The 23,080-nt window shown below is 41.8% G+C and carries 20 protein-coding genes and 1 tRNA gene; 10 read left to right on the forward strand and 11 right to left on the reverse strand.

Annotated elements, in window-relative coordinates; all coding sequences use genetic code 11:
- Positions 1 to 138 precede the first annotated feature (138 nt).
- Complete coding sequence (gene acnA / locus BLT94_RS05305; RefSeq protein ID WP_092231266.1) at positions 139 to 2,790, reverse strand: aconitate hydratase AcnA; 2,652 nt, start codon at positions 2,788 to 2,790, stop codon at positions 139 to 141.
- A 230-nt stretch (positions 2,791 to 3,020) separates the two neighbouring features.
- Entirely contained in the window at positions 3,021 to 3,713 is a 693-nt protein-coding gene (locus tag BLT94_RS05310) for a TIGR04211 family SH3 domain-containing protein (RefSeq protein WP_175530281.1), read from the reverse strand.
- A gap of 145 nt (positions 3,714 to 3,858) precedes the next feature.
- Between BLT94_RS05310 and BLT94_RS05315 the strand changes: the two genes are divergently transcribed.
- From BLT94_RS05315 to nagZ, 3 genes are read left to right on the forward strand one after another with little or no spacing between them, the layout of a single operon-like run.
- The gene (locus tag BLT94_RS05315) at positions 3,859 to 5,301 is read left to right on the forward strand and encodes a DNA integrity scanning protein DisA nucleotide-binding domain protein (protein WP_092231273.1); all 1,443 of its coding nucleotides are present in this window, start codon (positions 3,859 to 3,861) and stop codon (positions 5,299 to 5,301) included.
- On the forward strand, positions 5,298 to 5,735 hold the full coding sequence (locus BLT94_RS05320; protein ID WP_092231274.1) for a hypothetical protein: 438 nt from the start codon (positions 5,298 to 5,300) through the stop codon (positions 5,733 to 5,735). Before BLT94_RS05315 ends, BLT94_RS05320 begins: the two co-directional genes overlap by 4 nt.
- Before the next feature lie 30 nt (positions 5,736 to 5,765).
- A complete protein-coding gene (nagZ, locus tag BLT94_RS05325) occupies positions 5,766 to 6,740 on the forward strand; it encodes a beta-N-acetylhexosaminidase (RefSeq protein ID WP_092231277.1) in 975 nt (324 codons plus the stop codon).
- A gap of 8 nt (positions 6,741 to 6,748) precedes the next feature.
- Here nagZ and tsaD read toward each other — a convergent pair whose 3' ends face one another.
- A complete protein-coding gene (gene tsaD, locus BLT94_RS05330) occupies positions 6,749 to 7,750 on the reverse strand; it encodes a tRNA (adenosine(37)-N6)-threonylcarbamoyltransferase complex transferase subunit TsaD (protein WP_092231280.1) in 1,002 nt (333 codons plus the stop codon).
- Positions 7,751 to 7,765: 15 nt separating this feature from the next.
- The gene (gene purM, locus BLT94_RS05335) at positions 7,766 to 8,809 is read right to left on the reverse strand and encodes a phosphoribosylformylglycinamidine cyclo-ligase (protein ID WP_092231283.1); all 1,044 of its coding nucleotides are present in this window, start codon (positions 8,807 to 8,809) and stop codon (positions 7,766 to 7,768) included.
- 158 nt (positions 8,810 to 8,967) lie between these two features.
- Here purM and BLT94_RS05340 point away from each other — a divergent pair, with 158 nt between their 5' ends.
- The 4 genes from BLT94_RS05340 (at position 8,968) to BLT94_RS05355 (ending at position 12,017) form a co-directional block, all read left to right on the forward strand.
- Entirely contained in the window at positions 8,968 to 10,281 is a 1,314-nt protein-coding gene (locus BLT94_RS05340) for a homoserine dehydrogenase (RefSeq protein ID WP_092231286.1), read from the forward strand.
- A gap of 8 nt (positions 10,282 to 10,289) precedes the next feature.
- Positions 10,290 to 10,895 carry a bifunctional phosphoserine phosphatase/homoserine phosphotransferase ThrH gene (gene thrH / locus BLT94_RS05345; protein WP_092231290.1) on the forward strand — a complete coding sequence of 202 codons (606 nt, stop codon included), beginning with the start codon at positions 10,290 to 10,292 and terminating at the stop codon, positions 10,893 to 10,895.
- 10 nt (positions 10,896 to 10,905) lie between these two features.
- Positions 10,906 to 11,868, forward strand: coding sequence for a D-glycero-beta-D-manno-heptose-7-phosphate kinase (gene rfaE1, locus BLT94_RS05350; protein ID WP_092232110.1), 963 nt, complete (start codon positions 10,906 to 10,908; stop codon positions 11,866 to 11,868).
- Between the two features lie 72 nt (positions 11,869 to 11,940).
- A tRNA-Met gene (locus tag BLT94_RS05355) sits at positions 11,941 to 12,017 on the forward strand.
- A 48-nt stretch (positions 12,018 to 12,065) separates the two neighbouring features.
- On the opposite strand, the gene BLT94_RS05360 is transcribed toward BLT94_RS05355, so the two are convergent.
- From BLT94_RS05360 to BLT94_RS05370, 3 genes are all read right to left on the reverse strand, one after another.
- A complete protein-coding gene (locus BLT94_RS05360; RefSeq protein ID WP_014957966.1) occupies positions 12,066 to 12,779 on the reverse strand; it encodes a sulfite exporter TauE/SafE family protein in 714 nt (237 codons plus the stop codon).
- 264 nt (positions 12,780 to 13,043) lie between these two features.
- A complete protein-coding gene (locus BLT94_RS05365) occupies positions 13,044 to 13,535 on the reverse strand; it encodes a hypothetical protein (RefSeq protein WP_139168990.1) in 492 nt (163 codons plus the stop codon).
- A gap of 53 nt (positions 13,536 to 13,588) precedes the next feature.
- On the reverse strand, positions 13,589 to 16,012 hold the full coding sequence (locus tag BLT94_RS05370) for a DNA translocase FtsK (protein ID WP_014957965.1): 2,424 nt from the start codon (positions 16,010 to 16,012) through the stop codon (positions 13,589 to 13,591).
- Between the two features lie 284 nt (positions 16,013 to 16,296).
- Here BLT94_RS05370 and BLT94_RS05375 point away from each other — a divergent pair, with 284 nt between their 5' ends.
- The 3 genes from BLT94_RS05375 to BLT94_RS05385 are packed head-to-tail and all read left to right on the forward strand — an operon-like array spanning position 16,297 to position 18,653.
- Positions 16,297 to 16,512, forward strand: coding sequence for a SlyX family protein (locus tag BLT94_RS05375; protein WP_014957964.1), 216 nt, complete (start codon positions 16,297 to 16,299; stop codon positions 16,510 to 16,512).
- 38 nt (positions 16,513 to 16,550) lie between these two features.
- Positions 16,551 to 17,297: a Mut7-C RNAse domain-containing protein gene (locus BLT94_RS05380; protein ID WP_014957963.1), complete on the forward strand. Its 747-nt coding sequence runs from the start codon at positions 16,551 to 16,553 to the stop codon at positions 17,295 to 17,297.
- Positions 17,298 to 17,354: 57 nt separating this feature from the next.
- Positions 17,355 to 18,653: a CBS domain-containing protein gene (locus BLT94_RS05385; RefSeq protein WP_092231293.1), complete on the forward strand. Its 1,299-nt coding sequence runs from the start codon at positions 17,355 to 17,357 to the stop codon at positions 18,651 to 18,653.
- A gap of 53 nt (positions 18,654 to 18,706) precedes the next feature.
- Here BLT94_RS05385 and BLT94_RS05390 read toward each other — a convergent pair whose 3' ends face one another.
- From BLT94_RS05390 to BLT94_RS05405, 4 genes are all read right to left on the reverse strand, one after another.
- A complete protein-coding gene (locus tag BLT94_RS05390) occupies positions 18,707 to 20,356 on the reverse strand; it encodes a fatty acid CoA ligase family protein (protein WP_092231296.1) in 1,650 nt (549 codons plus the stop codon).
- On the reverse strand, positions 20,353 to 21,015 hold the full coding sequence (locus BLT94_RS05395; RefSeq protein ID WP_092231299.1) for a hypothetical protein: 663 nt from the start codon (positions 21,013 to 21,015) through the stop codon (positions 20,353 to 20,355). Before BLT94_RS05395 ends, BLT94_RS05390 begins: the two co-directional genes overlap by 4 nt.
- A 63-nt stretch (positions 21,016 to 21,078) precedes the next feature.
- Complete coding sequence (locus BLT94_RS05400) at positions 21,079 to 21,993, reverse strand: alpha/beta fold hydrolase (RefSeq protein ID WP_092231302.1); 915 nt, start codon at positions 21,991 to 21,993, stop codon at positions 21,079 to 21,081.
- Positions 21,987 to 23,039, reverse strand: coding sequence for a 3-oxoacyl-ACP synthase III (locus BLT94_RS05405; protein ID WP_092231305.1), 1,053 nt, complete (start codon positions 23,037 to 23,039; stop codon positions 21,987 to 21,989). The genes BLT94_RS05400 and BLT94_RS05405 overlap by 7 nt, the downstream gene beginning before the upstream one ends.
- Positions 23,040 to 23,080: the final 41 nt, after the last annotated feature.

Here is a 23,080-nt window from a genome sequence, read left to right on the forward strand (position 1 = left end):
AAGGTGAAAGGTAAATGAATGAATTTTATTTATTGAAAAATATTTATTCGTGCGTGGCTATGGCGATAAAAAAGATGATAATGCAGCGCCCGGGCCTGTTACAAAAAAATGTAACAGGCCTTTAGGCATAATAAAAGGCTATGCTTTGATCATTTGGCGCAATACATAGTGAAGGATGCCTCCGTTTTTAATATAGTCGATCTCAATATCCGTGTTGAGTTTGACAACAACCTGGAATGTTTTTTCCTTGCCGTTTTTTGTGGCATTCACAGTTAAAAGGTCATTGGGTTTGATCTGGTTTACATTGCTGATTTCAAAGATTTCATCCCCGCTAAGTCCCAGTGTTTCAAAGGACTGCCCCTCTTTGAAAATCAGGGGCAGAACGCCCATGCCCACAAGGTTGGACCTGTGGATTCGTTCAAAGGATTCGGCAATGACCGCTTTTACGCCTAAAAGAGTGGTGCCTTTGGCTGCCCAGTCCCGTGAAGATCCTGTTCCGTACTCTTTTCCGCCGAAAACAACCAGATCTGTTTGTTCATCCCGGTATTTTCGGGAGGCGTCAAATACATAGCATTGTTCATTTTCAGGGAATTTAAGGGTAAGACCGCCCGCATCCGAGACCAGTTTGTTTTTTATCCTGATATTGGCAAAAGTTCCCCGCATCATGACTTCATGATTGCCCCGGCGGGAACCGTAGGAATTAAAATCCCAGGGTTTTATATTGTTTTCAATCAGATATTTCCCTGCCGGGTAATCTACGGGAATGGCACCTGCAGGCGAAATATGATCCGTGGTCACAGAATCGCCTAACACAAGAAGGGCTCTGGCGTTTTTGATATCCTCAAGAGCTGGCAGGTCCAGGGAAAAATTTTCAAAAAAGGGCGGGTTGCGGATATAACTGGACTCTTTATCAAATTTGAAAGTGGTGCTTTCATCCACCTTGAGTTCCTGCCAGAGTTTGTCTCCTTTAAAGATTTGAGAATACTGGTCTTTGAAGAATTTTTCATGAACATAGGTTTCGACAAAATGGTTTATTTCATCGGCTTTGGGCCAGATATCTTTCATGAATACAGGATTCCCGTCCTGTGAAACCCCAAGGGGTTCTGATTCAAAATCAATATCTATTTTTCCGGCAATGGCATATATGACCACAAGTATGGGGGACATTAAAAAATTGCCCTTTACCTCCTGGTGAATCCTGGCTTCAAAATTCCGGTTGCCGGAAAGAACGGACATGACATCCAGGTTGTTTGTTTTAATGGATTCTTCGATAAAAGGATCAAGAGGGCCGCTGTTTCCAATACAGGTCATACACCCGAAACCGGTGTTGTTAAAGCCAAGATCCTGGAAATACTCCATCAGCCCGGAGCTTTTCAGATAATCCAGCACCACCCTGGAACCGGGGGACAGGGATGTTTTAACATGCCAGGGAATTGACAGGCCTTTTTCCACGGCTTTTTTGGCGGCAAGCCCTGCGCCTATCATGGTATAGGGGTTGGATGTGTTGGTGCAGGAGGTGATGGCCGCGATCACGATGCTGCCGTTGGTCAGGGCATGAGGCTTGTTTTCCGGGTTGATCTGAATGTTTTGCCTGTTTCCAAGGTCAAATATTTTGGTGGTTTTTTCTTTGACTCCGGCAAGAGAGATCCTATCCTGGGGCCTTGACGGGCCTGCAATGGATGTTTCAATCAAGGAAAGATCAACGTCAATTTTTTTGGAAAATGTAATCTCATTGTCATGATTGTTGAAAAATCCGCAGGCCTTGCAATAGCCTTCTACAAGGGAGGCGGTTTTCCTGCGGTTTGTTTTTTTCAGATAATTCAATGTGTGTTCGTCAACCGGGAAAAAACCTGCTGTGGCGCCATATTCCGGTGCCATGTTGGAAATGGTTGCACGGTCGGTCAGGGTCAGGTATTTTAATCCTTCTCCGGTATATTCAACAATTTTTTCCACTACATTTTCTTCCCGAAGCCGTTTAGTGACATACAGGGCAATATCGGTTGATGTGATCCGGGTTTGGGGTTTGCCGATAAAATTGACGCCGATAATATGGGGAAGGTTCATATAATAGGGCTGGCCCAGCATCACGGCTTCGGCTTCAATGCCGCCCACACCCCAGCCAAGAACTCCTAATGCATTGATCATGGTGGTGTGAGAATCTGTTCCCACAAGAGTGTCAGGAAAAGCCAGGACACCGTCTTTGGTCTGCTTGGTTGAAACGACCGGGGCAAGGTATTCAAGGTTTACCTGGTGGCAGATCCCGGATTCAGGAGGCACAACCCGGAAATTGTCAAAGCTTTTCTGTGCCCATTTTAAAAGCTGGTATCGTTCTTTATTTCGTTCATATTCTTTTTGAGCGTTCAAGAAGAATGAATTTTTTTCTTTAAAATGATCCACCTGAATGGAGTGGTCAATGACCAGGTCCACAGGAACCAGGGGATTGATTTTTTTTGGATCTGCTCCGGCTGCATCCACAGCGTCCCTCATGGCGGCAAAATCCACCACTGCCGGAACTCCGGTAAAATCTTGCATCAATACCCTTGCCGGATAAAATGCAATCAGTTCAGACGTTTGCGCAGGAGATTCATAGAATTTTGCAGCATTGACCACGTCTGACCATTGAATAATGTTTGCGTCCATATTTCGGGCCAGGTTTTCTATAAGGACTCTTGCAGCAAACGGAAGGGTATTGATCTTTGCCAACCCCATTTGTTCAAGTAAATTGAGATTATGGACGATAAACGTCTCCTGGTCCAGAATAAGGGTTTGTTTTAAACTCGGATCGGTCATTTGTTTGCTCCTAAGGATTTTTTATTTGTGAAAAATTTTCATATTCCAGAATATTCTTAAACGTCAGAATAGTCTTAAACGCCAGAATATTCTTAAACCAGGAATAGATCAAGCCACAATCACCATGGATTCAAAAATAACATCAGCCATGCAAAGAATATGTCTGTGATGGCTGAAAAGCTCAGGAGCTTATGGCTGAAAGCGCATTAATTGATCGGTATATGTGTTGTTTAGTCCAGCAGGGAAGAACCGGATCGTCGTTTCTTTGATGAAACGCTTTGCCCGATAATCCATCCCAGCAGCAGAACACCGACACCTGCAAGAAACCATTTGATCATGCTGGTTTTGAAAAGGTCTTTATGGCTTTTTTCAAGTTTTTCAAGATTGCCGGCAAGGGTGATGTTTTGCTCATGAAGGCTCTTGTTTTCTTTAATAAGTTTATGAATGTTTCCGGATTGTTTGATCAGGGTGTCGTATTTTTCACGGTTTTCGGAAAGCAAACGGCTTGTCTTTATCTTTTCATCCAATGCAGTTTTTAATGATGCCTCAAGGTTTTTGATGGCATCTTCAAGGGCCTGGGAAGAGGACTCCAATTGTAAAATTTTATCTTTAAGGCTGCTGTTTTCCTGTTTTAACTGTTCAAGAACAATGCTTTTGGGTTGTTTGAAAACAATGAATCTTTTATCCACCCACCCTGTTTCGTTGGATTGAAGGGTTACTTTGTAGAATCCATTCTTTTCTTCCATAATGGATACAGGGGTATCGCTTTGTAATGTTTTGATCACTTCGTATGAATTGCCGGGGCCTTGCCTGAAAGTTAACAGCAGCATATCAGAGACATAGCCTGTTTGAGCAAGAGAGGTTTGAGCGAATGCCGATACCGCAAGGACCAATGTTGTCAAAGAAAAAAGCAAATTTTTCATATTTTTTTGTGCCTCCATTAGGTTTCTTTGTTTCAATAGCAAGCCCGGCAGTATTTTACAATAAAAAACTCTTGCAAATAGATGCATAACCGGAGTATCAATCATGTCCATGGTATTTTAATTAACAACCCTGGGTAAATTATAAATGAATCAGGCATTTTATCATAAATTGTGCATTACAAATATTCTCAAAGGGGTTGAAGAAGGCCTTTCCAAATATTCAAATCCCAGCAAAGTGGCTTTGATTTTTGCGGTTCATGAAAATGATCCGGTTTGGGTTTTTGACCCCCAGAATGTTTTAAGGGGCCATGAACCAAAGCTCAAAGAGATCTATTACGACAATGGTGATGAATGGCGGCGGCAAATCAAGGAAAAAATTTCAAACCAGCCCCAGGGATATATAATACCTGAAAATGATCTGGAATTGTCCGGTTTGATTTCTTATGGCGGAAGCTCCAATGATTTTTTTTATCAGATGTGGCTGACTGATCATCATCCTGACATGTGTTCCATTCATCCCACTGAACGATGGCTGGAACAGGCTGTTTGCCTTCTGGCCCATGATTATAATTCAAGAACGACTGCAATAAATTCATCTGATTATGTGCTGAAAAATTATTCGTTGCAGGCTGTTGCAGATTATATTGTTGATGAAAGGGATCAGCATCTTGGATTTGACAGTAAAATTTTGATTCCCCCTATTTTAAATGATATTTTAAATATTTCCAAAACCAGGGAAGAAGGCTCATGGGCAAGGGGAGTGCTTTTTTTTACTGATCCGCAAAGTATTAATGAGGTATCTTATATTACCAAGATACAAAAGCATGAACGCCCTGTGATCAGCAATGTGAAACATATCAGGAAACTTCTGGTTGCTGTTGAAAATTCAGACAGAAAGCTGGTATCAGACGGCTGCACTATTATTGGAATTACGGACAGTGATATTCCAGATTATGCCATAACCGCTGATTTCATGGGGGATTACGGATTTTTAAAACTGGGCAATAAAAAAATAGCATCGTTTTTTGACGGCAGTTTTCATTCAACCACCAGGGAGGCAAAGATGGTTGAGTTGGAGGAACTTTTGCTGGATTCAAATTTTGTTACGGAAAATAGCACGCTTTTGTTTCAATTGCTCTCACACCTTGTGCATAGCGCCGGGAAAGGTCGGCATGGCTGCACACTGGTGATTGATCTGAATGAAACGCCCGTGCATTTGTCCGGCCATGTGCTTGAACCGTCCATAAGTCTTCTGGAACCTAAAAATATGAAACTTGCCTGTTCTTTTTTAAAGATTGATGGTGCCGTTCATATTACATCAGATCTGTGTATCCATGGGTTCGGGTGTTTGCTGGACGGAAAAACCATCAACTGGGAAAACATGGCAAGAGGTGCGAGATATAACTCGGCCTTGAGATTTTCTGCTGCTCACAGCCGCATCATTGTTGTGGTTGTTTCGGCGGACAGGCCGGTATCCATTATTTATAATGGGATTGAAATAAATGCTTTCAGCCATTGGCGGCCGGTGTATCAATATACGCCTGAACCAGTGAGTCTGGAAAAATATTTAATTGGAGTAATATTATGACACACGATAAAGATCATTCACACAGCCATTCACATGACCATTCACACGATCATAATCACAGTCACGATCATTCACATGAACACAATCATGAACACAATCATGAGCATAATCATGAACATAATCATGAACATACGCACAGCCATGATCACGGACATCCCCACAGTCATGATCACGGCCATGATCATGGCCACTCCCACGGCCATGACACAGGCCATTCACATGAACTGACGTTTGAACAAAAGCTTGAAAAATTGTTTGGTCACTGGATTGATCACAATAACAGTCATAAAGACACATTCTTTACCTGGGCAGGGAGAGCAAAAGAGGCGGGACTTGCCGAGGTTGCAGAGAAAATTGAAAAGGCAGGCAAATTGTCCGAAGAGGTGACTGTTTTGATTCAGGATGCATTAAAAAAAATTCAGGATATCGGTTAAAAGGATACAAAGATTAAAGATCAAAATAAAATGGCCGGACAGCGTTTGATGCTGGGGTTTGACGGTATTGAACTCAACGAGGATTTAAAGCATATTATCCGGGATATCAAAGCCGGTGGTATCATTTTGTTTAAAAGAAATATAGAGTCCCCTGATCAGGTCGCAGCTCTTTGCGGTGAATGCCGGGAATATGCAAAAGCCTGCGGGGTTCCGCCGCTGTTTATGGCGGTTGACCAGGAAGGCGGGGTGGTTGCAAGGCTGAAAGCGCCTTTCACGGAATTTAAAGGGAATCCCTTTATTGAATCCATCCGTGATGCCGAGGATTTTGCCGTTGTCACGGCTGCTGAGTTAAAGCAGGTCGGGATCAATATGAATCTTGCCCCGGTTCTGGATATTGCACCCGAAGGCATTGACAGTATTATGAAAAACCGTGTGTTTAAAGGGGATGCAAAAAACGTATCACAACTTGGCATGGCCGTGATCCATATCCTTCAGGAAAACGGTATCATGGCTGTGGCCAAGCATTTCCCCGGTATTGGCAGAACGGTTAAGGATTCCCATTTTCATCTTCCAGTATTGGATATTGATCTGGAAACCCTCAAACAATCCGACCTGGTTCCGTTTGCAGATGCAACGAATGAAGGCGTCTGCGGGATCATGCTGTCCCATATTCAATACCCGCAGCTTGATCCAAGGTGGCAGGCAAGCCTGTCCCCTTGGATTGCCCATGACCTTTTACGCGGTCAAATGGGATATGAGGGGCTGGTGATGACCGATGATCTGGACATGAAAGCGATTGCCTATGATATGAAAACCTGTGTCCGGCAAATTTTGAAAGCAGGAATTGATATGGCCCTGATCTGTCATAAAGGCCCTGATATTGATGTTGCTTATCATGAAATAGTAAGGCTTCTCAATGAAAATGAGAAGCTTTGTTTGATGGGTAAAATATCAATAGAAAGAATATTAAGGACAAAGAAAAAATATTTGTACGAAAGAGAATAATCCAAACGCTAATCTGTTTTTGTTCTTGAGAATACGTCGTGGTCAAGGGCACATAAAGATCCTTGCTGAATCATGGTATACCCTCTTGCTGCAATCATGGCTGCATTGTCTCCGCACAGTTCAACCGGCGGGGAAAAAACTTTGATGTTTTTACTTTTTGCTCTTTTGGATAACTTTTTAACAAAGGTCTGGTTGGCTGACACGCCTCCTGCAATACCAATGCGCAGGCATTTTTTATGCTGGGCTGCATTGATCAGTTTTTGAGACAGAACATCAATGACGGCTTCCTGAAACGATGCTGCAACCTGTGCTTTTTCATCTTTTGTTGTGATGTTTTTGTCATGGATATATCTGGCCACAGACGATTTGATGCCGCTGAAACTGAAATCAAAACTGCCTTTTTCAAGCAATGTTCTGGGAAACATGATGGCGTCAGGATTTTTTGTCTTTGCAAGAGTTTCAATTATCGGGCCGCCGGGATAGCCTATTCCCAGCATTTTTGCCACTTTGTCAAAGGCTTCACCTGCCGCGTCATCCCTTGTTTGCCCCAAAAGCTCAAAATTGTCATATGAAGTGACATGATAGATATTGGTGTGTCCCCCGGATACCACCAGGGCTATAAAGGGGAATTTTGGCTTGTTGTCCATCAGAAACAAAGAATAGATGTGAGCTTCCAGGTGGTTGACACCGGCAAAGGGAAGTTGTCTTGCCCAGGCAAATGATTTGGCAAAACAAAATCCCACCAGAAGAGCCCCGATGAGTCCCGGCCCTCTTGTTGCGGCAACCCCGTCAATATCTTCGATGTTAATGGCTGCTTTTTGTACAGCCTCGTCCACAACCGGGGTAATGGCTTCGATGTGCATGCGGGACGCAAGTTCCGGTACAACGCCGCCATACTTGTGGTGAACTTCAATCTGGGAGGCAACAACAGAAGATAAAATTTTTGTGCCATCCTGAACAATTGCCGCTGCGGTTTCATCACAGGAGGATTCAATCCCGAGAACTATCATGATAAGCTGAAACGATCAGACCCATTGGGTTTGAGGTTCATTATTTTCCCTGGTTTCTATTTCACCGATAAGATAGGCTTTTTTGTCCATTGCCGAGAGTCTGTCCATGACTTCCTGGGCAGATGCTTCAGGTACTACCATAACCATGCCGATACCGTTGTTAAATGTCCGTTGCATTTCAGCATCAGGAACCCCGCCTTCTTTTTGAAGGAGCTTGAAGACCGGCGGAACTTCCCAGGCATCTTTGTGAATAATGGCTTTACAGGATTCCGGGATCACCCGGATGATATTTTCATCAATGCCTCCGCCGGTAATGTGAACCAGTCCGTGAATGGGCAGATCTCTTATCAGGCTGATAATTGTCGGGACATAAATGAATGTGGGCTTTAACAGCTCTTCTCCAAGGGTGGTGCCCAGTTCCTCTGATTTTGTGTCGACACTGTATTTGCATTTGTCAAAAAAAACTTTTCTGACAAGGGAGAAACCATTGCTGTGAACACCGTTTGATGCAAGCCCGATGAGTTTGTGGTTGTTTCTGATATATGAACCGTCTATTATCTTATCATTGTCTACAATTCCCACGGAAAACCCGGAAAGGTCATATTCCCCATTCTGATACATGCCCGGCATTTCTGCGGTTTCACCGCCGATGAGTGCGCATCCGGCTTGAGTGCATCCTTTTGCAATCCCTGAAATAATTTTTTCAGCCACATCATTGTTAAGAACTCCCATGGCCAGATAGTCAAGGAAAAACAAGGGCTTGGCCCCCTGGACAATGATGTCGTTAACACACATGGCCACAAGATCAATACCAATGGTATCATGTTTGTCCATCATGAAAGCTATTTTAAGCTTGGTTCCGACACCGTCGGTTGAACTGACCAGAACCGGGTTGGAAATATTGGAAAGATTCAGGGAAAAAAGGCCCCCAAACCCGCCTATTTCACCCATAACTCCTGCTCTTGGGGTGGTTTTTGCAATATCTTTAATCCGGTCAACCAGTTTGTTTGCCTTATCTATATCAACACCTGAATCTGCGTAAGTTAAGGAGTCGCTCATATACTGTTACCCTTTTTGATTACATTGATTAAACCTTCTAAAACCCTGCAATGATAAACATAATAGGCTGAAAAGTCAAAAGCTTTTTGACAACGCCGGTTGAATATTGTATCTAATCTGTTTTTAAACTTAAGTTAATATCGGAGAATCTGAAGCGAATGAAAACAATCAATATTGGAATTTTAGGATATGGTGTTGTTGGCGCTGGTGTTGCAAAGCTGTTAAAGCAGAAAAAACAATTGCTGGAATCCAGAATCGGTGCTGTTTTAAATCTTAAAACTATTGCTGATATTGATATCACAACAGACAGGGGGGTTGAACTTGGAACAACTGCTCTGGTTTCCGATGCAACCGTGATAATTGATGATCCTGAAATAGATATTATTGTGGAAACCATCGGAGGGGAGACCATTGCCAAAGAATTTATTTTAAAGGCTCTTGAAAATAAAAAACATGTGGTCACTGCCAATAAAGCCCTGCTGGCAAGTTGTGGTAATGATCTTGTCAGGACAGCCCGGAAAAATTTGGTTGATCTGGCCTTTGAAGCCAGTTGTGGCGGGTGTATGCCCATTATCAAGTCTTTGAGGGAGTCTCTTGTAGCCAATGATATCAAAGCAATGTCGGCGATTTTAAACGGAACCTGCAATTATATTCTTACAAAAATTTCCAAGGATGGATCGGAGTTTGAAAACGCGCTAAAAGATGCCCAGCAATTGGGATATGCTGAGGCTGAACCCTCATTGGATATTGATGGATTTGATACTGCCCATAAACTTGCCATTTTAAATTCCCTTGCCCACGGCATGGAGATTAATTTGAAAGACATACATGTGGAAGGTATCCGCAATATTACACCAAAGGATATTGAGTTTGCAAAGGAGTTCGGGTACACCATAAAACTTCTGGCCATTGGCAAAATTCATGAAAATCATGTGGAAGCCCGTGTGCATCCCACCATGATCCCTGACTCAAACCCTCTTTCCCATGTTGATTCTTCTATGAATGCCATTGTCATTGACGCAGATGCCACAGGCCAAGCCATGCTGTACGGTCATGGTGCAGGCATGATGCCCACGGCCAGTGCCGTGTTAAGTGATGTTGCAGATATTGCAAGAAATATTATTTCAGGAACCAAAAGGCGGGTTCCCATTCTGGGATATCCTGAAGATAATATCAAGCCGATTCCCATTCTTCCCATGGACGAGCTTTATACAAGATACTATCTTAGGTTTGAAGCCCAGGATCATCCCGGGGTGCTGGCTAAAATTTCCGGAATTTTAGGAGAAAATAATATCAGCATTAAATCGGTTCATCAAAAAGGCCGGAAAACTAACGGGAACGTGCCGATTGTAATGATCACCCATATTGCCAAAGAGGCAAGTGTGCAAGATGCTTTGATAAAAATTTCAAAAATAGATTCAGTTGTTGGCAGTCCTGTTGTTATCAGGATAGAAGAAACTGTTCAGGAGTAAAAATAAAAATGAAAATATTGGTTGCAGATTTGGAAGGTGTGTTTTTGCCTGAAATATGGATTAATGTTGCACAAAAAACCGGGATTGAAGAACTTAAACTGACCACCAGGGATATCAGTGATTATGATGTGTTGATGACCAAGCGGCTTGCTATATTAAAAGAGCATAATTTAAAGATTCAGGATATAAGTGAGGTGATTGCCACCTTAGAGCCACTTGAGGGCGCCTTGGAAATGTTAACCTGGATCAGGGAACAAGCACAGATTATTATTTTATCAGATACTTTTGAGGAGTTTGCAAAGCCTTTGATGGCAAAGTTGAATTTCCCCACTCTTTTATGTCACAACCTGAGCATTGATAAAATGGGTAATGTAACTGATTATAATATCCGCATTGATGATCAGAAAAAGCGTGCGGTTAAAGCCTTAAAAGAACTTAACTATGAAGTGATTGCCTTTGGTGATTCTTATAATGATATCGGGATGATTACCCAGGCAGATCATGGTTTTTTCTTTAGCCCGCCTGATTCAGTGATCACGGATTATCCTGAAATTCCAGTGACAAGAAACTATCTGGAGCTGAAAACCATGATCAGTTCGTTATTGAATGTGTGATTGTGGATATATGATTATAGATATTGATACTTTTAAAACCGTAAAAGCCCTTGTGATAGGGGATCTGATGATTGACGAATACCTGTGGGGCAGTGTGGACCGGATTTCACCGGAAGCTCCGGTTCCGGTGGTGTGCGTGGAAAAAGAAAGCCATGCCCTCGGGGGGGCGGGAAATGTCATCAATAATCTGGTTTCCATGGGGGCGCAGGTGTTGCCCATTGGCACGGCAGGAACGGGCAAGGCCGGTCAAATGATATTTGAGAAGCTTGAAGAACTGGGGATTGAAACTGACGGTATCATCAGTGAGCCGGAAAGGCCGACTACCCGAAAAACAAGGGTGATTGCATCCAATCAGCAGGTTCTGCGCATTGACAAGGAGATAAAAAAAGATATCAATGGCAACACCCTTGAAAAGCTTGTAAGCATTATTGAGCGTAAAATTTCCGGGGTTAATCTGATTATCATTTCAGATTACAACAAAGGCCTGGTTACAAAAGAACTGGTCCGGCACACTGTTGAGCTGGCAAAAAAATATAATGTCCTTACTTTGGCAGATCCCAAGGCTCTTGATTTTTCAAAGTATGAGCATGTTTCCATACTCACGCCCAACAAAAAAGAGGCAAGCCTTGCCGCCAACATGGATATCAAATCAGACAGGGATCTTTTTGCCGCCGGTTGGAAAATAATGGACCAGGTCAAGCTGGAAAGGCTCCTCATTACTTGCGGCAAGGACGGCATGGTATTGTTTGAAAAAGGCAAGGAACCTTATGTCATTGAATCCAAAGCCCGGCAGGTGTTTGATGTTTCCGGTGCAGGTGATACGGTTATTTCTATTCTGGGACTTGGGCTTGCAGTGGGTGCAACCTTTAGGTCAAGCGCCATGCTTGCCAATGCTGCTGCCGGGATTGTTGTTGCAAAGGTTGGAACCGCAACGGCTTCTGTTGATGAATTAAAGCAGGTGATGCCAAATTGAAAATTATAATTTTTAGAAAAAAATTAAAGCCTTGACATGAACAATGCAATTATGTATATTGCTTTTCGTTGATGCGGGGTGGAGCAGTCTGGTAGCTCGTCGGGCTCATAACCCGAAGGTCATTGGTTCAAATCCTTTCCCCGCTACCAAGCAAATTACAAGGGTCTCGAAAGTTTTTCGAGACCCTTTTTGTTTTTTTATAGAATCAAAATTATTCCCATGACAACAAGACACAGGAAAACAACTCTCAAATAGATATCTTTTTTGAAAAATCGGTAACAGTATGAGCCGAAAAAAGTTCCCAACAAAACAAAGGGTACTGAAAACAGAAAGTATTTACCCACGGTGGCCGTGGTTAATCCGGTTATTATATGGGCTGAAACAACCATATAGGAGTTAAAACAAAAAAATCCTGTAAGGGTTGCCTTGATTTCGTTTTTGCTCCAGTTATTCAGGGTGGTGTAGATGATTGCCGGCGGTCCCCCCGCACTGAATGCCGCTCCGATTGAACCGGATAAAAATCCTGAAACATAGCCCCAGCTATAATGAATCTTTCCGGGTTTGACGGTAAAGAACAGGTTGTACAATGCATATGCGATTAAAAGACTGCCCATAAGGTTCTGGATCATTTCGGAAGGGACGGTCTTTAAAATGGTTGCACCTGATATGATACCGGGTATTGCTCCGGCGCAGAGAGGTAGAATTTTTTTTCGATCAAAATATTTCCATAACTGCACACTCATATAGGTTGTGATGATAAGGCTTAACAGTGAACATAGCGGTATCGCCGTTTTGATGTCGATAAGCAGTGATAACAGAGGAATTGCGACAAGGGCGGAGCCGAACCCTGAAACACCTTGAACCCATCCGGCAAGGAAAAATATTAAACTGATACTGATAAAGGTTGTCATGTTGACACTCGTACAAGCTAAAGGTTTGTAATCTGTCCTTATACACTATGTCATTTCTGACGGGTAGGAAAAAAAACTTTGCTGTTTATGTGATCTGTCCATATCTAAAAAGAGATTGAAGTTTAAATAGGACTGTTAACTCCTGTCATCGGGGCAATCTCTCATAATATCGGGTTGATCGCTTTTGTGCTGTTGTCGGCATCCGTCTTTTTTTTGAAAATGGAATAAAAATTTTGTATGAAAGTCTTGAAAAATTCACTCAGCTTATTTCGGCTCAGTCTTAATCAACGCCGGAAAGTATCTGGGTTCGTGTACCACTGTCGGCATTGGGGTTGCCAATCCTCCATGCCAACCCAGGGTTTCCACAGAGAAAATGTGCGGGGAGTCTTTTTCAGCCTGGGTGGCTTTGTGTTTGACCGTGTATAAAAAGCCCAGCCCTATGCTTATGCCGGCTAAGCTGCTCATCTGCCTTGTGGCTTTCGAATTTCCAGGCATGCCCAATACCGAATATAACAATGCCATTTCATTTGATTTTGCCCATCTGTAATGGCCTGGATCAATATAATGACGTACGACTTCATTGCAGCTCATACGATTTGCCTGGTCTAAACTGAGCCATTCGTCATCATATGTGCCGTTTCCGTCATAATCAACTATGAATGTTTCCGATCCCTTCATATATATCAGAGTGGGCAGTTGGGGAGTGCAAGATGAGACTATCAACACTATAATAGAATACCAGATTTTTTTGTTCATAATCACGTTTATTCAGGTTGGGATATTGTGAGAAGTTTAATTCATGCAATTCTTTAATCCATGCGATTTATCAAAACCTGGCGGGGTTTTACGCCATCAGAAGGTCCCACAATCCCTCTTTTTTCCATAAGATCAATAATTCTTGCCGCCCTGTTATACCCAACCCTGAGGGCACGTTGAACACCTGAAATTGAAGCTTGTCTGCTGACAAGAACAAATTCCAGAGCAGCTTGGTATTTTTCATCATACTCATCCTCACCAACAATATCCATGGCGGGTTCGGTATCATTTTCCGTTATCACGTCAAAAATATAATTAGGCTTTTTCTGGGCTTTTAGAAACTCGGTTATTGTGACAAGTTCATCTTCTGAAAGATAGGTGCCGTGTACCCTGGCAAGCCGTGCGGTTCCGGGTGGGACAAAAAGCATATCCCCGCTGCCCAAGAGTGTTTCAGCTCCGTTGGAATCAATGATTGTCCTGGAGTCGGTTTTAGACGAGACTTGAAACGATATCCTGGTGGGAAAATTAGCTTTAATTATGCCGGTCAACACATCAACGGAAGGCCGCTGAGTGGCAAGAACCAGATGAATGCCCGCAGCTCTTGCCATCTGGGCAATACGGGTCAAAGACAATTCAATATCCTTGGCCGCAGTCATCATCAGATCGGCCAGCTCATCTATGATGATAACAATATATGAAAATTCTTCAAATGCTTCATCTTTATCCCGTTCAGGACAAGCCATTTGTTTTACTTTGTGATTATACTGCTCAATGTTTCTCACCTGTAATTTAGCCAGGATCTCATACCTGCGTTCCATTTCTCTTACCACCCACTGAAGCGCAATATTTGCTTTTTTCATGTCGGTAATAACCGGTGTGAGAAGATGGGGAATATCATTGAACAATGACAATTCAATGCGTTTTGGATCAATCATGATAAAATTTACTTTGTCAGGAGGTGATTTGTACAGGATACTGGCTATCATGGCATTCAACCCAACGCTTTTGCCGGTTCCAGTGGCACCTGCTATCAACAGATGCGGCATTTTATCAAGCTCCACAACAACAGGGTTGCCGATAATATCTTTGCCAAGGCAGATGGGGAGTTTGGATGTGCTGTTTATGAAATCATCGGATCTGACAATATCAATAAAAGGAACAAGGCTCTTCTTAAGATTGGGAATTTCAATTCCAATAACATCCTTACCAGGGATCGGAGCAACAATACGGATACTGAAGGCACTTAATGCAAGAGCCAGATCATCTGCCAGGTTAACGATCTTGCTGATTTTGATTCCCGGAGCAGGCCTGTATTCAAAGGTCGTAATAACCGGCCCTGGAGAAACCTCCATGACTTCTCCTGTGATACCGAAATAACCAAGTTTTTGCTCAAGCAGTTCAGCATCTCTTCTGATGGCCTCATGGTCAATTTCTATTTTTCCATTTCCGCGTTTTAAAAAATCCAGGGCAGGCAACTGGAATTCATCGCTATCTGTGTTGCAGGATTCAATGCAACTGTTTTGTTTTTCTTCAGGTTTGTTAATCCTGAATTGGGCGGATGGGGATGCTGAAATTGTTGGGGGCACTGGTAAAACCAAATCCTTTGCCAATGACGGGGCTTGAGTCTGTGCAGGCTCAGCTATATTATTTGAGTCGGAATTTAAATTTTGTGTGTCTGTTTGTGTTTCTGGATTTTGCATGGCTATCTGTTGCACGGCAGGTGATTGTTTTTGCATGTCTTCCAAGAGTTCTGTTTCTGTGTCTTCCGAGAGTTCTATTTCTATCTCTTCCAATGGCTCTGTCTGCAAGTCTTCCAATGGCTCTGTCGTTGTCTGAATATCCATTGATGGTGATGAAATAAAAGAATTCTTTCGGCTTTCTTCAGACAAATCATGATCTGTCAAATCCCGATCTGTTTTTTCCAGGGCCGTAATAACCGGGGGTTGTTTTTCGGAAAAGTCTTCTTCCTTAAAAGAAGAAGAGTTGTCATTGTCATCCGGTTGTGTTTCGGTCAAAGAAGTTGTGTCTTCCTGATTTGTTTGAATCTGTTCCGATAAAATATCGTCATTGTTTTTTAAATCATCAAATGAGCTTGAGCAATGAATTGTCTTATCAGTTTTAAATTTTTGACTGCCAGCATCACCTGATTGATACCGATCGTGGTAAAAAGCTTTCATCTTTTCATTTCTATTGAAAAGGCGATTATATTTATGCTCAAGCTGAATATGTTCGTTCTCAAGCTGAATATATTTGTCCGAAATATTTAAGTTTGCCAGTAATAATTTCGCATATGGGTTTGAGTTTTCTCGAATGCCCTGGAATTTTTTTTCAATTTTTTCAAGTTCACTGACCATAAGATCTGCAATACGTTCTGCATTGGCCAATTCCAAACCATCTTCTATTTTAAACCCATAATCACCATACTCTGTTCTGATTGTTAATATATTGTTATCAAGACTGTAACTATTCTTTTCCACGCTACCAACTTTTTTTATTAATTTAAGATAATTCATAAATTCAAGGAACAATGATTTTTCATATAACATAATTGAAAATGTTAAGCCATTTTAAAAAAACAGATCAAACTTCATTTTGAAATAAGGTCTCTTTTACTTTTTTTGTGGCACCTTTATCTGCCACAGCCTTTTAAAAAATTCATTTTGGGATTTTTATTGTACTCTACCATTTGTTTTGGGTATAGTATCGAACAAGACCTTGATTTAGGGGTAATCATCTTGAGCCATTAGGCTGGAGGAAAAACATGGAAATAAATGAAGACCGTCTGGTGGAAATTGAAACTAAAATTGCTTTTCAGGAAAATACCATTAAAAATTTAAATGATGAACTTTATGAACAGCAACGAGAAATCACCAGGCTCGGTGCTATCTGTGATACCCTGGCAAAGCAGATCGGTGCGCTTTCAGCGTTCTCGCCGGGAAGTGATGCGCCTGCCGATGAAAAGCCACCTCACTATTAGCTGTTCATCCTTTTGTTTAACAAAATCTGGAACGGCAAATGAACATTTGTATACACTTTCAAAAACAATTGGATTTTTTCCGGGTAAACGACAAACCCGGCAGGCAATTTAACTATGCCTTAAACCGGAAAGCCAGTGTAAAGGATATTATCGAATCGCTTGGCGTTCCTCATACTGAAGTCGGGCATATCTGTTTTAACAAACAAGAGATTGATTTCTCATTTATCCCTGTTTCCCAGGGCATACTGGATGTGCAGGCTGTATCCCCCCCGTTTAATGTCGGGCTGCCGTCGTTCCTGAGACCTCAACCGCTTAAGCGTATCCGGTTTGTTGCAGATGTGAATGTGATCAAACTGGGACGACTTTTGATCCTGCTGGGATTTGATGTAATTTATTCTTCATTCTATTCTGATGAAGAAATTGCCGATATTGCCGAAAAGGAAAATCGAATTGTTCTGACCCGTGATACCGATCTTTTAAAAAGAAGTAAAATCATTTTTGCAAGGCGGATCAGGGCAAATTTACCCTATGACCAGATGGCTGAAACCATTCGTTTTTTTGGACTGGAAAATAGGATTTCTTTTTTTTCACGATGTACCGCGTGTAATATTAAGCTTGTAACCATAGAAAAAAAGGATGTGATGCATCTTCTTGAACCCAAAACAAAACAATATTTTAATACGTTCTTTCAATGCCCTCATTGTAAAACCGTCTTTTGGAGAGGGTCCCATTATGATTTTTTTAAAAAACAGATTTCAGCTCTTGGGATTTCAATAAATCATTGAATAAATAGTCACTATGATTATACTCAAAAAGATATTAATAAAAAAGAGGAATATAGGATGGTTATCATTACTACCCATAAAGGATCTGATTTTGACGCATTGGCATCTCTGGTGGCAGCATCCCTGCTGTATCCCGATGCAAAACCGGTTTTGCCCACTTCCATTAATGCAAATTTAAAAGGTTTTCTATCAATTCATAAGGATTTGTTTACCTTCTACTCGCCTAAGGATATCAAGTTAGAGCATGTAAAAACCATGATTGTTGTAGACACTCACTCATGGAGTCGCCTGGAAGGTATGAATTCATTGAAAGACAGGAAGGATCTTGAAATTATCATATGGGACCATCATTCTGAAGGTGATATTAAAGCAAATGAGATGAATATCCGGGAAACAGGAGCCACTGTTACAATGCTGGTGGAAGAAATTAAAAAAAAAAGAAAGCTTATTACACCTATTCAGTCCACGCTTTTTTTGATGGGTCTGTATGAAGATACAGGTAATTTGACATTTCCGTCAACCTTGCCTGAAGATGCATATGCTGCCGGGTTTCTTCTGGACCGAAAAGCAGATTTGAATATCTTGGCCACGTTTTTACGGCAGGCGTACGGGAAAAGGCAAAAAGACATCCTCTTCCATATGATACAGAAAGCTCAGAGAAAAGAGGTGTCCAGGTTTTCCATAAGTATTTCCAAAGTGGAGGTAGATGGCCGAATCCAGAATCTTGCCATGGTGCTTCAGATGTACAGGGAAATTGTCAATGTGGATGCCGCATTTGGAATTTTTAAAGACGTTGAACGAAACCGTTGCATGGTTATCGGAAGAAGCAATATAGATGAAATTAATATTGGCCTGTTAATGCGAAGCATCGGCGGCGGCGGACACCCGGGTGCGGGATCAGCCCTTTTAAAAGCTGCAAACCCGGATGCAATTGAAGAGATACTTGTTGAACTTATTTCCGGGAACCAGCATTCCACTGTCATGCTGGTGGATATAATGTCCTATCCGGTTGTGACCGTACACCAGGATAAAACCGTAGAAGAAGTGGCCATGATTTTACGCGACAAGGGATGCACTGGCATGCCTGTTGTGGACAATGATAATCATATGGTAGGCATTATCTCCCGGCGGGATTTTAAGAGAGTCAGAAAATCAAATCACATGCAATCGCCCATAAAAGCTTTTATGAGCAGGAAAATTGTGAGCATACCTTATGACAAAAGCGCCATGGAAGCTGCTAAATTGATGATCAAACATGATATCGGACGTCTGCCTGTCATGAAAAAGGGTGAGCTGATCGGAATTATTACTCGGTCTGATGCCATGACGTATTTTTATGATCTGCTGCCGGATTAATCGACCATTATTCATCAACTCTTGAGTAACCTCCGGCAAAGGTTAGTGTGCCGTCATAAATTCAGTTTTTTAGTTGCTTTAACGGCAAGTTTTTCCCTGAATATCTTTGAGTTGTGCCGGATGTCCACAGGAAAGGCTTTTTCAATAAAAATATGCTCAATCATTTGTGTTAAAGGGTTTGATTTGGCAAGGTCCAGCAGTTCATTGATAAAGGCGTTTTTATCTTCTGGTTTTGAACAAGGTTCTATAAACACAACCGGTGTCTGCATGTGTTTAGGGCCCGCACCTGTAAGGGCGCTTCTGAAAACGTTTCCGTGGTTGTTGAAAATGGCTTCCACAGGGATAGTGAACAGAGTTTCATCTCTGGTGACAACCCTGTGGTTTTTTCTTCCGCAAAACCATATTCTTCCTTTTGAATCCTTCCATCCAAGATCACCCATTCGGTGCCATATTTTGCCGTTCGGATCAGGGATCTTGGCCAGCAGGTCTGCTTCATGATTGTTAAAATAGTTTTCCGTTACAAGGTCTGCTGTTACCGTTATTTCTCCAACCTGGTTTTCAGGCATCTTAAGGTTATCATGGAATTGGGTGATGGGATTGTCACTGATTTTAATTATTTCAACCCGGGTGTCGCAAATGGGTCTGCCAATGCACATGCCAAATCCCTGTTCGGAAAGTTTTTTGGTTTCAGAAAGGATTTCATTGGACCCGATGGATATGATTGGTACGGATTCGGTTGCGCCATAGGGAGTATGGATTTGCGCATGGTCAAACAGCAGGGTGGAAAATTGTTCTATGTTGGCGGGCGTCACCGGAGCGCCTGCAGATACCACACGCCGTAAAGACGGCAGTTTGATATGGTTTTCCTTGCCGAATTTACCCACCCTGTTCAAGAGAGCAGGGGAGGCAAACATATTTGTGACCCCTTGGTTTTCAACGGCTTCTATGATTTTTGCAGGGTCAACAAGAGCCGGTTTGGTAGGATCCATATCAGGAATAACAGCTGTCATGCCAAGTACCGGATCAAAAAGAGCAAACAACGGAAACGTCGGCAGATCGATTTCATCGGGTTCAATCTGAAAGTGTTCCCGTATCTGTTTTATCTGGGCCTCAAAGTTTCCATGGGTATAGACAACACCTTTGGCAGGGCCGGTTGATCCTGTTGTAAAAACAATGGCAGCGGCTTCATCACGGGTTGTTTGTGCTATGGGGTAAGGATCATCGGTCTGCGCCATGAGCTGGTCAAGGGTATATCCACCCCAGAACCATCGTTTGCCCACCGTAACCCAGTGTTTTACAGATGTAAAGAAACCGGGTTTCAGTTTTCGTAACAAATGGGCTTTTTCTATGCCGATAAAGGCTTTGGGTCTCCCCTGCTGAAGGCATTGAAGCATTCGGCCGATCCCCATTCCTGGATCAACGACAACGGGTATCGCCCCCACTTTGAACATGGCAAATACGATTATAAAAAATTCCATACCCGGCGGCACCATTAAAATGGTTCTGGTTCCCCTGGTAATGCCGATTTCTTCAAGGCCGAAGGCAAGTTTGTCCGATTGCCTGTCAAGCTGGGAAAACGTCATCTGGCTGTATAAAACCCTGCCGTTCCTGTCTCTGCCTGAAGGATAAACAATTGCTCGTTTGTAGGGATATTTTTCACAGGTTTGTTTTAGACCAAGTGAAATGTTTGCATAGGATGTCATAAGAATTTCTTTTTTAGTTTGTAAATGTTTGCTTTAATAAATCCCTGAGGAACTGTTTCTTCCGGTTTTATGCTCTTGGTCAGTTCCTTTGCAGGTGTTAACGCATTCCGGGCAAGTTCTGTTAACTCTTTGTCTTTTTCTTTAATTTGGGCCAGACCCTGTTCTTTATTTACACAAAACAGTACATAGGTTTCTTTAACGGGTTTTTCAATTTTTATAAAGGCTTTTTGAAGTGTGTTTTTTGCTTTTTCCCAGTTTTTTTTTTCTTTGTCTGCAATCTTTTTTTGTTCAGGATATTTTTGGGCAATGTTATTGATTTTTGTAATCTTTTGATCAAATAAATCCATCTCTTTATTAAAGGATACCATGGCGACATAGAGATCAGGAAGATAATCAAAACTGAACCTGACCATTTCTTCGGGAAGATCAAGATGCTTTAATTCGATCTTTTGATAGACTTTGGGGTCTTTGGGTGCAAGATAAAGATCATATGCGGTATATGAAGCAGCACCAAGCGCAACAAGAAAAAACAGGATAATAACCATCTTTTTTTTTGATCCGGTTTTGTTCTTTTTTTTTGGCAGTGTTTGAATTGAAGTTTCTTGGCTGTCAGCTTCAGGCTTGTCTTGGTCTTGTCTCTTTTTTTTAAATCCTAGCATATTTGCTTTTTACCCTGGGCCTCAGTTAAATGTCAAAACAAATAACTATCTTATTTGTTTGCCTTATTTGTTTAAAAAAGCCTTGATCAGGTGACTTGTTTCTTCAGGCTTGTCTTCAAACAGGTAATGACCTGCATCATGAAAAACATGGGAAGCCGCTTTTGGAAACCTTGTTTTGAATTCATTGAAAAAAGTCAGGTCAAAAACAAAATCCTTTGCTCCCCATAAAAACATCAGGCTGGATTCATCCAGATGTTTAAGGTTCTGGTCCACATGATTCACAATGGCGTAGCTTTTGTCTTTTTGGGTTATAGGGATGTCCTGGACAAATTTCAAGGTGGCTATCCGGTTTTTCCAGGAATTATACGGTTCAACAAGTCCTTTTTTAACCTTTTCTGATAATCTTGTTTCACTGCCAAGATACAGGGCCCCTTTTGCAAACGCATTAAGCCCGAGTACGGCTGGAACGGCAAAAGCTCTGATATATTTGATCAGCCATAACAGGAAAGGAAATTGTTTTTCTTTTGGCAGGAAAAATCCCGACGTATTGGTAATAACAATCTTATCAATTTTATCCGGATGATCAATGGCCCAGGCAAGGCCGATCATGCCGCCCCAGTCATGAACAACCAGGCTGATTTTCTCATTGATGTTCAATTGGTTGAGCAGAGCATCAAGATCTTTTACCCTTGATTCAAGGGTGTAGTCATATGTTTTGCTACCAGGTTTATCTGAAAATCCGCATCCGATATGATCAGGTGCAATGGTTCTAAAGTTTTTTGAAAGGGTTTTGATCAGGTGCCGGTAATAAAACGACCATGTGGGATTGCCGTGAACCATCAGTAAGGGCTTTCCTTTTCCCTTGTCAATATAATGAAGATCATGCCCGTTGATGTTAATAAAATTGGAATCAAAGGGGTAAAGATCTTCAAAGCCTTTGGTGGAGGTCAGTGTATTGTTAATTTGTTTTTTTACCATTCAACACCTAATATGAAACAGTTAATACCGCTGCCGATTCCAATAAAAGCTACAAAATCGCCTTCTTTTAAAAAACCTCTCTCATCTGCAATGGCAGCGGTGATGGGAAGCGATACAGTGCCAATATTTCCAAGATACGGATAGGTTGCAAAGTCTTTTGTTCTATCAATATTAAGTGCCTTATAAAATGCCTGATGATGATAAGACGTGATCTGATGACCAATAACCTTATCAATATCATGTGGAGAAATTTTTAATTTATCATTAAACGCTTTAAAAGTTTCAACAGCCAATTTCAGACCATGATCAAGGACGGCATCTCCAATAGTTCTCATGATAATCTTAGCGTCAGTCGGCATATCTTTTTGAGAAAATCCCCAATAACAAAGATTATGATGCTCAATGGCATTTTTGACAATTCCGCCTTTAATCGCATGTTGCCGCAAGCCTGCGTTATCAAAAGATCCATCTGTAAGCAGAACAGCAACAGCACCTGATCCGCCGGTCATGGTTGCAACGGTTTCTTTGTAAAACTGCAGATCTTTTTTTTTGTTTATTTCTTTTATTGTGGATTCTATTATTTGCCTTGAAGTTTCAGCCGATACTATTAAACCGGCTTTAATCTGTCCCAGTTCTATTTGATTTGCAACCTGAACAATACCTGTAATAACTCCTAAGCATGCATTTGATACATCATAAATCTGTGCATTTTTGCTGATTTTCAATTTGTCTGCTATTGCACAGGATGTTGCAGGTTCAAACCCGTCTTTGCAGACCCCGCAGAAAACGAGCGCTTCAATATCTTCAGGGCTGATACCGGATTCATCTATTGTTTTTTGTCCTGCTTTGGAACTTGCTTGTGCAAGGGTTTGGTCTTTATCCCATAATCTTCTCTCTTTTATTCCTGTGAGAGCCTCAAGCTGCCCAACTTTAAATCCCATAGCGTCATAAAAAGGTTTCAGCTGTTCCTCAATATCAATGGATGTGATGATATTCGGGGCGAGTTCATATTCTATTGAACTGATATATACTTTTGAGTACTTCATTGTTAGCCTAAATAAATGTTATTTTAATTGATCAGGGTAAC

It is taken from the genome of Desulfobacula phenolica (assembly GCF_900105645.1).
In the GTDB taxonomy this organism is placed as follows: domain Bacteria; phylum Desulfobacterota; class Desulfobacteria; order Desulfobacterales; family Desulfobacteraceae; genus Desulfobacula; species Desulfobacula toluolica.

What these genes read in the sequence shown, in the direction of transcription:
- BLT94_RS05390 (WP_092231296.1), bottom strand. Translation starts at nt 20,356, where the DNA reads ATGACATCCTATGCAAACATTTCACTTGGTCTAAAACAAACCTGTGAA.
- BLT94_RS05405 (WP_092231305.1), bottom strand. Translation starts at nt 23,039, where the DNA reads ATGAAGTACTCAAAAGTATATATCAGTTCAATAGAATATGAACTCGCC.
- BLT94_RS05375 (WP_014957964.1), top strand. Translation starts at nt 16,297, where the DNA reads ATGGAAATAAATGAAGACCGTCTGGTGGAAATTGAAACTAAAATTGCT.
- BLT94_RS05360 (WP_014957966.1), bottom strand. Translation starts at nt 12,779, where the DNA reads ATGACAACCTTTATCAGTATCAGTTTAATATTTTTCCTTGCCGGATGG.
- thrH (WP_092231290.1), top strand. Translation starts at nt 10,290, where the DNA reads ATGAAAATATTGGTTGCAGATTTGGAAGGTGTGTTTTTGCCTGAAATA.
- nagZ (WP_092231277.1), top strand. Translation starts at nt 5,766, where the DNA reads ATGGCCGGACAGCGTTTGATGCTGGGGTTTGACGGTATTGAACTCAAC.
- BLT94_RS05395 (WP_092231299.1), bottom strand. Translation starts at nt 21,015, where the DNA reads ATGCTAGGATTTAAAAAAAAGAGACAAGACCAAGACAAGCCTGAAGCT.
- BLT94_RS05380 (WP_014957963.1), top strand. Translation starts at nt 16,551, where the DNA reads ATGAACATTTGTATACACTTTCAAAAACAATTGGATTTTTTCCGGGTA.
- tsaD (WP_092231280.1), bottom strand. Translation starts at nt 7,750, where the DNA reads ATGATAGTTCTCGGGATTGAATCCTCCTGTGATGAAACCGCAGCGGCA.
- BLT94_RS05315 (WP_092231273.1), top strand. Translation starts at nt 3,859, where the DNA reads ATGAATCAGGCATTTTATCATAAATTGTGCATTACAAATATTCTCAAA.
- rfaE1 (WP_092232110.1), top strand. Translation starts at nt 10,906, where the DNA reads ATGATTATAGATATTGATACTTTTAAAACCGTAAAAGCCCTTGTGATA.
- purM (WP_092231283.1), bottom strand. Translation starts at nt 8,809, where the DNA reads ATGAGCGACTCCTTAACTTACGCAGATTCAGGTGTTGATATAGATAAG.
- BLT94_RS05400 (WP_092231302.1), bottom strand. Translation starts at nt 21,993, where the DNA reads ATGGTAAAAAAACAAATTAACAATACACTGACCTCCACCAAAGGCTTT.
- BLT94_RS05385 (WP_092231293.1), top strand. Translation starts at nt 17,355, where the DNA reads ATGGTTATCATTACTACCCATAAAGGATCTGATTTTGACGCATTGGCA.
- BLT94_RS05310 (WP_175530281.1), bottom strand. Translation starts at nt 3,713, where the DNA reads ATGAAAAATTTGCTTTTTTCTTTGACAACATTGGTCCTTGCGGTATCG.
- acnA (WP_092231266.1), bottom strand. Translation starts at nt 2,790, where the DNA reads ATGACCGATCCGAGTTTAAAACAAACCCTTATTCTGGACCAGGAGACG.
- BLT94_RS05320 (WP_092231274.1), top strand. Translation starts at nt 5,298, where the DNA reads ATGACACACGATAAAGATCATTCACACAGCCATTCACATGACCATTCA.
- BLT94_RS05340 (WP_092231286.1), top strand. Translation starts at nt 8,968, where the DNA reads ATGAAAACAATCAATATTGGAATTTTAGGATATGGTGTTGTTGGCGCT.
- BLT94_RS05365 (WP_139168990.1), bottom strand. Translation starts at nt 13,535, where the DNA reads ATGAACAAAAAAATCTGGTATTCTATTATAGTGTTGATAGTCTCATCT.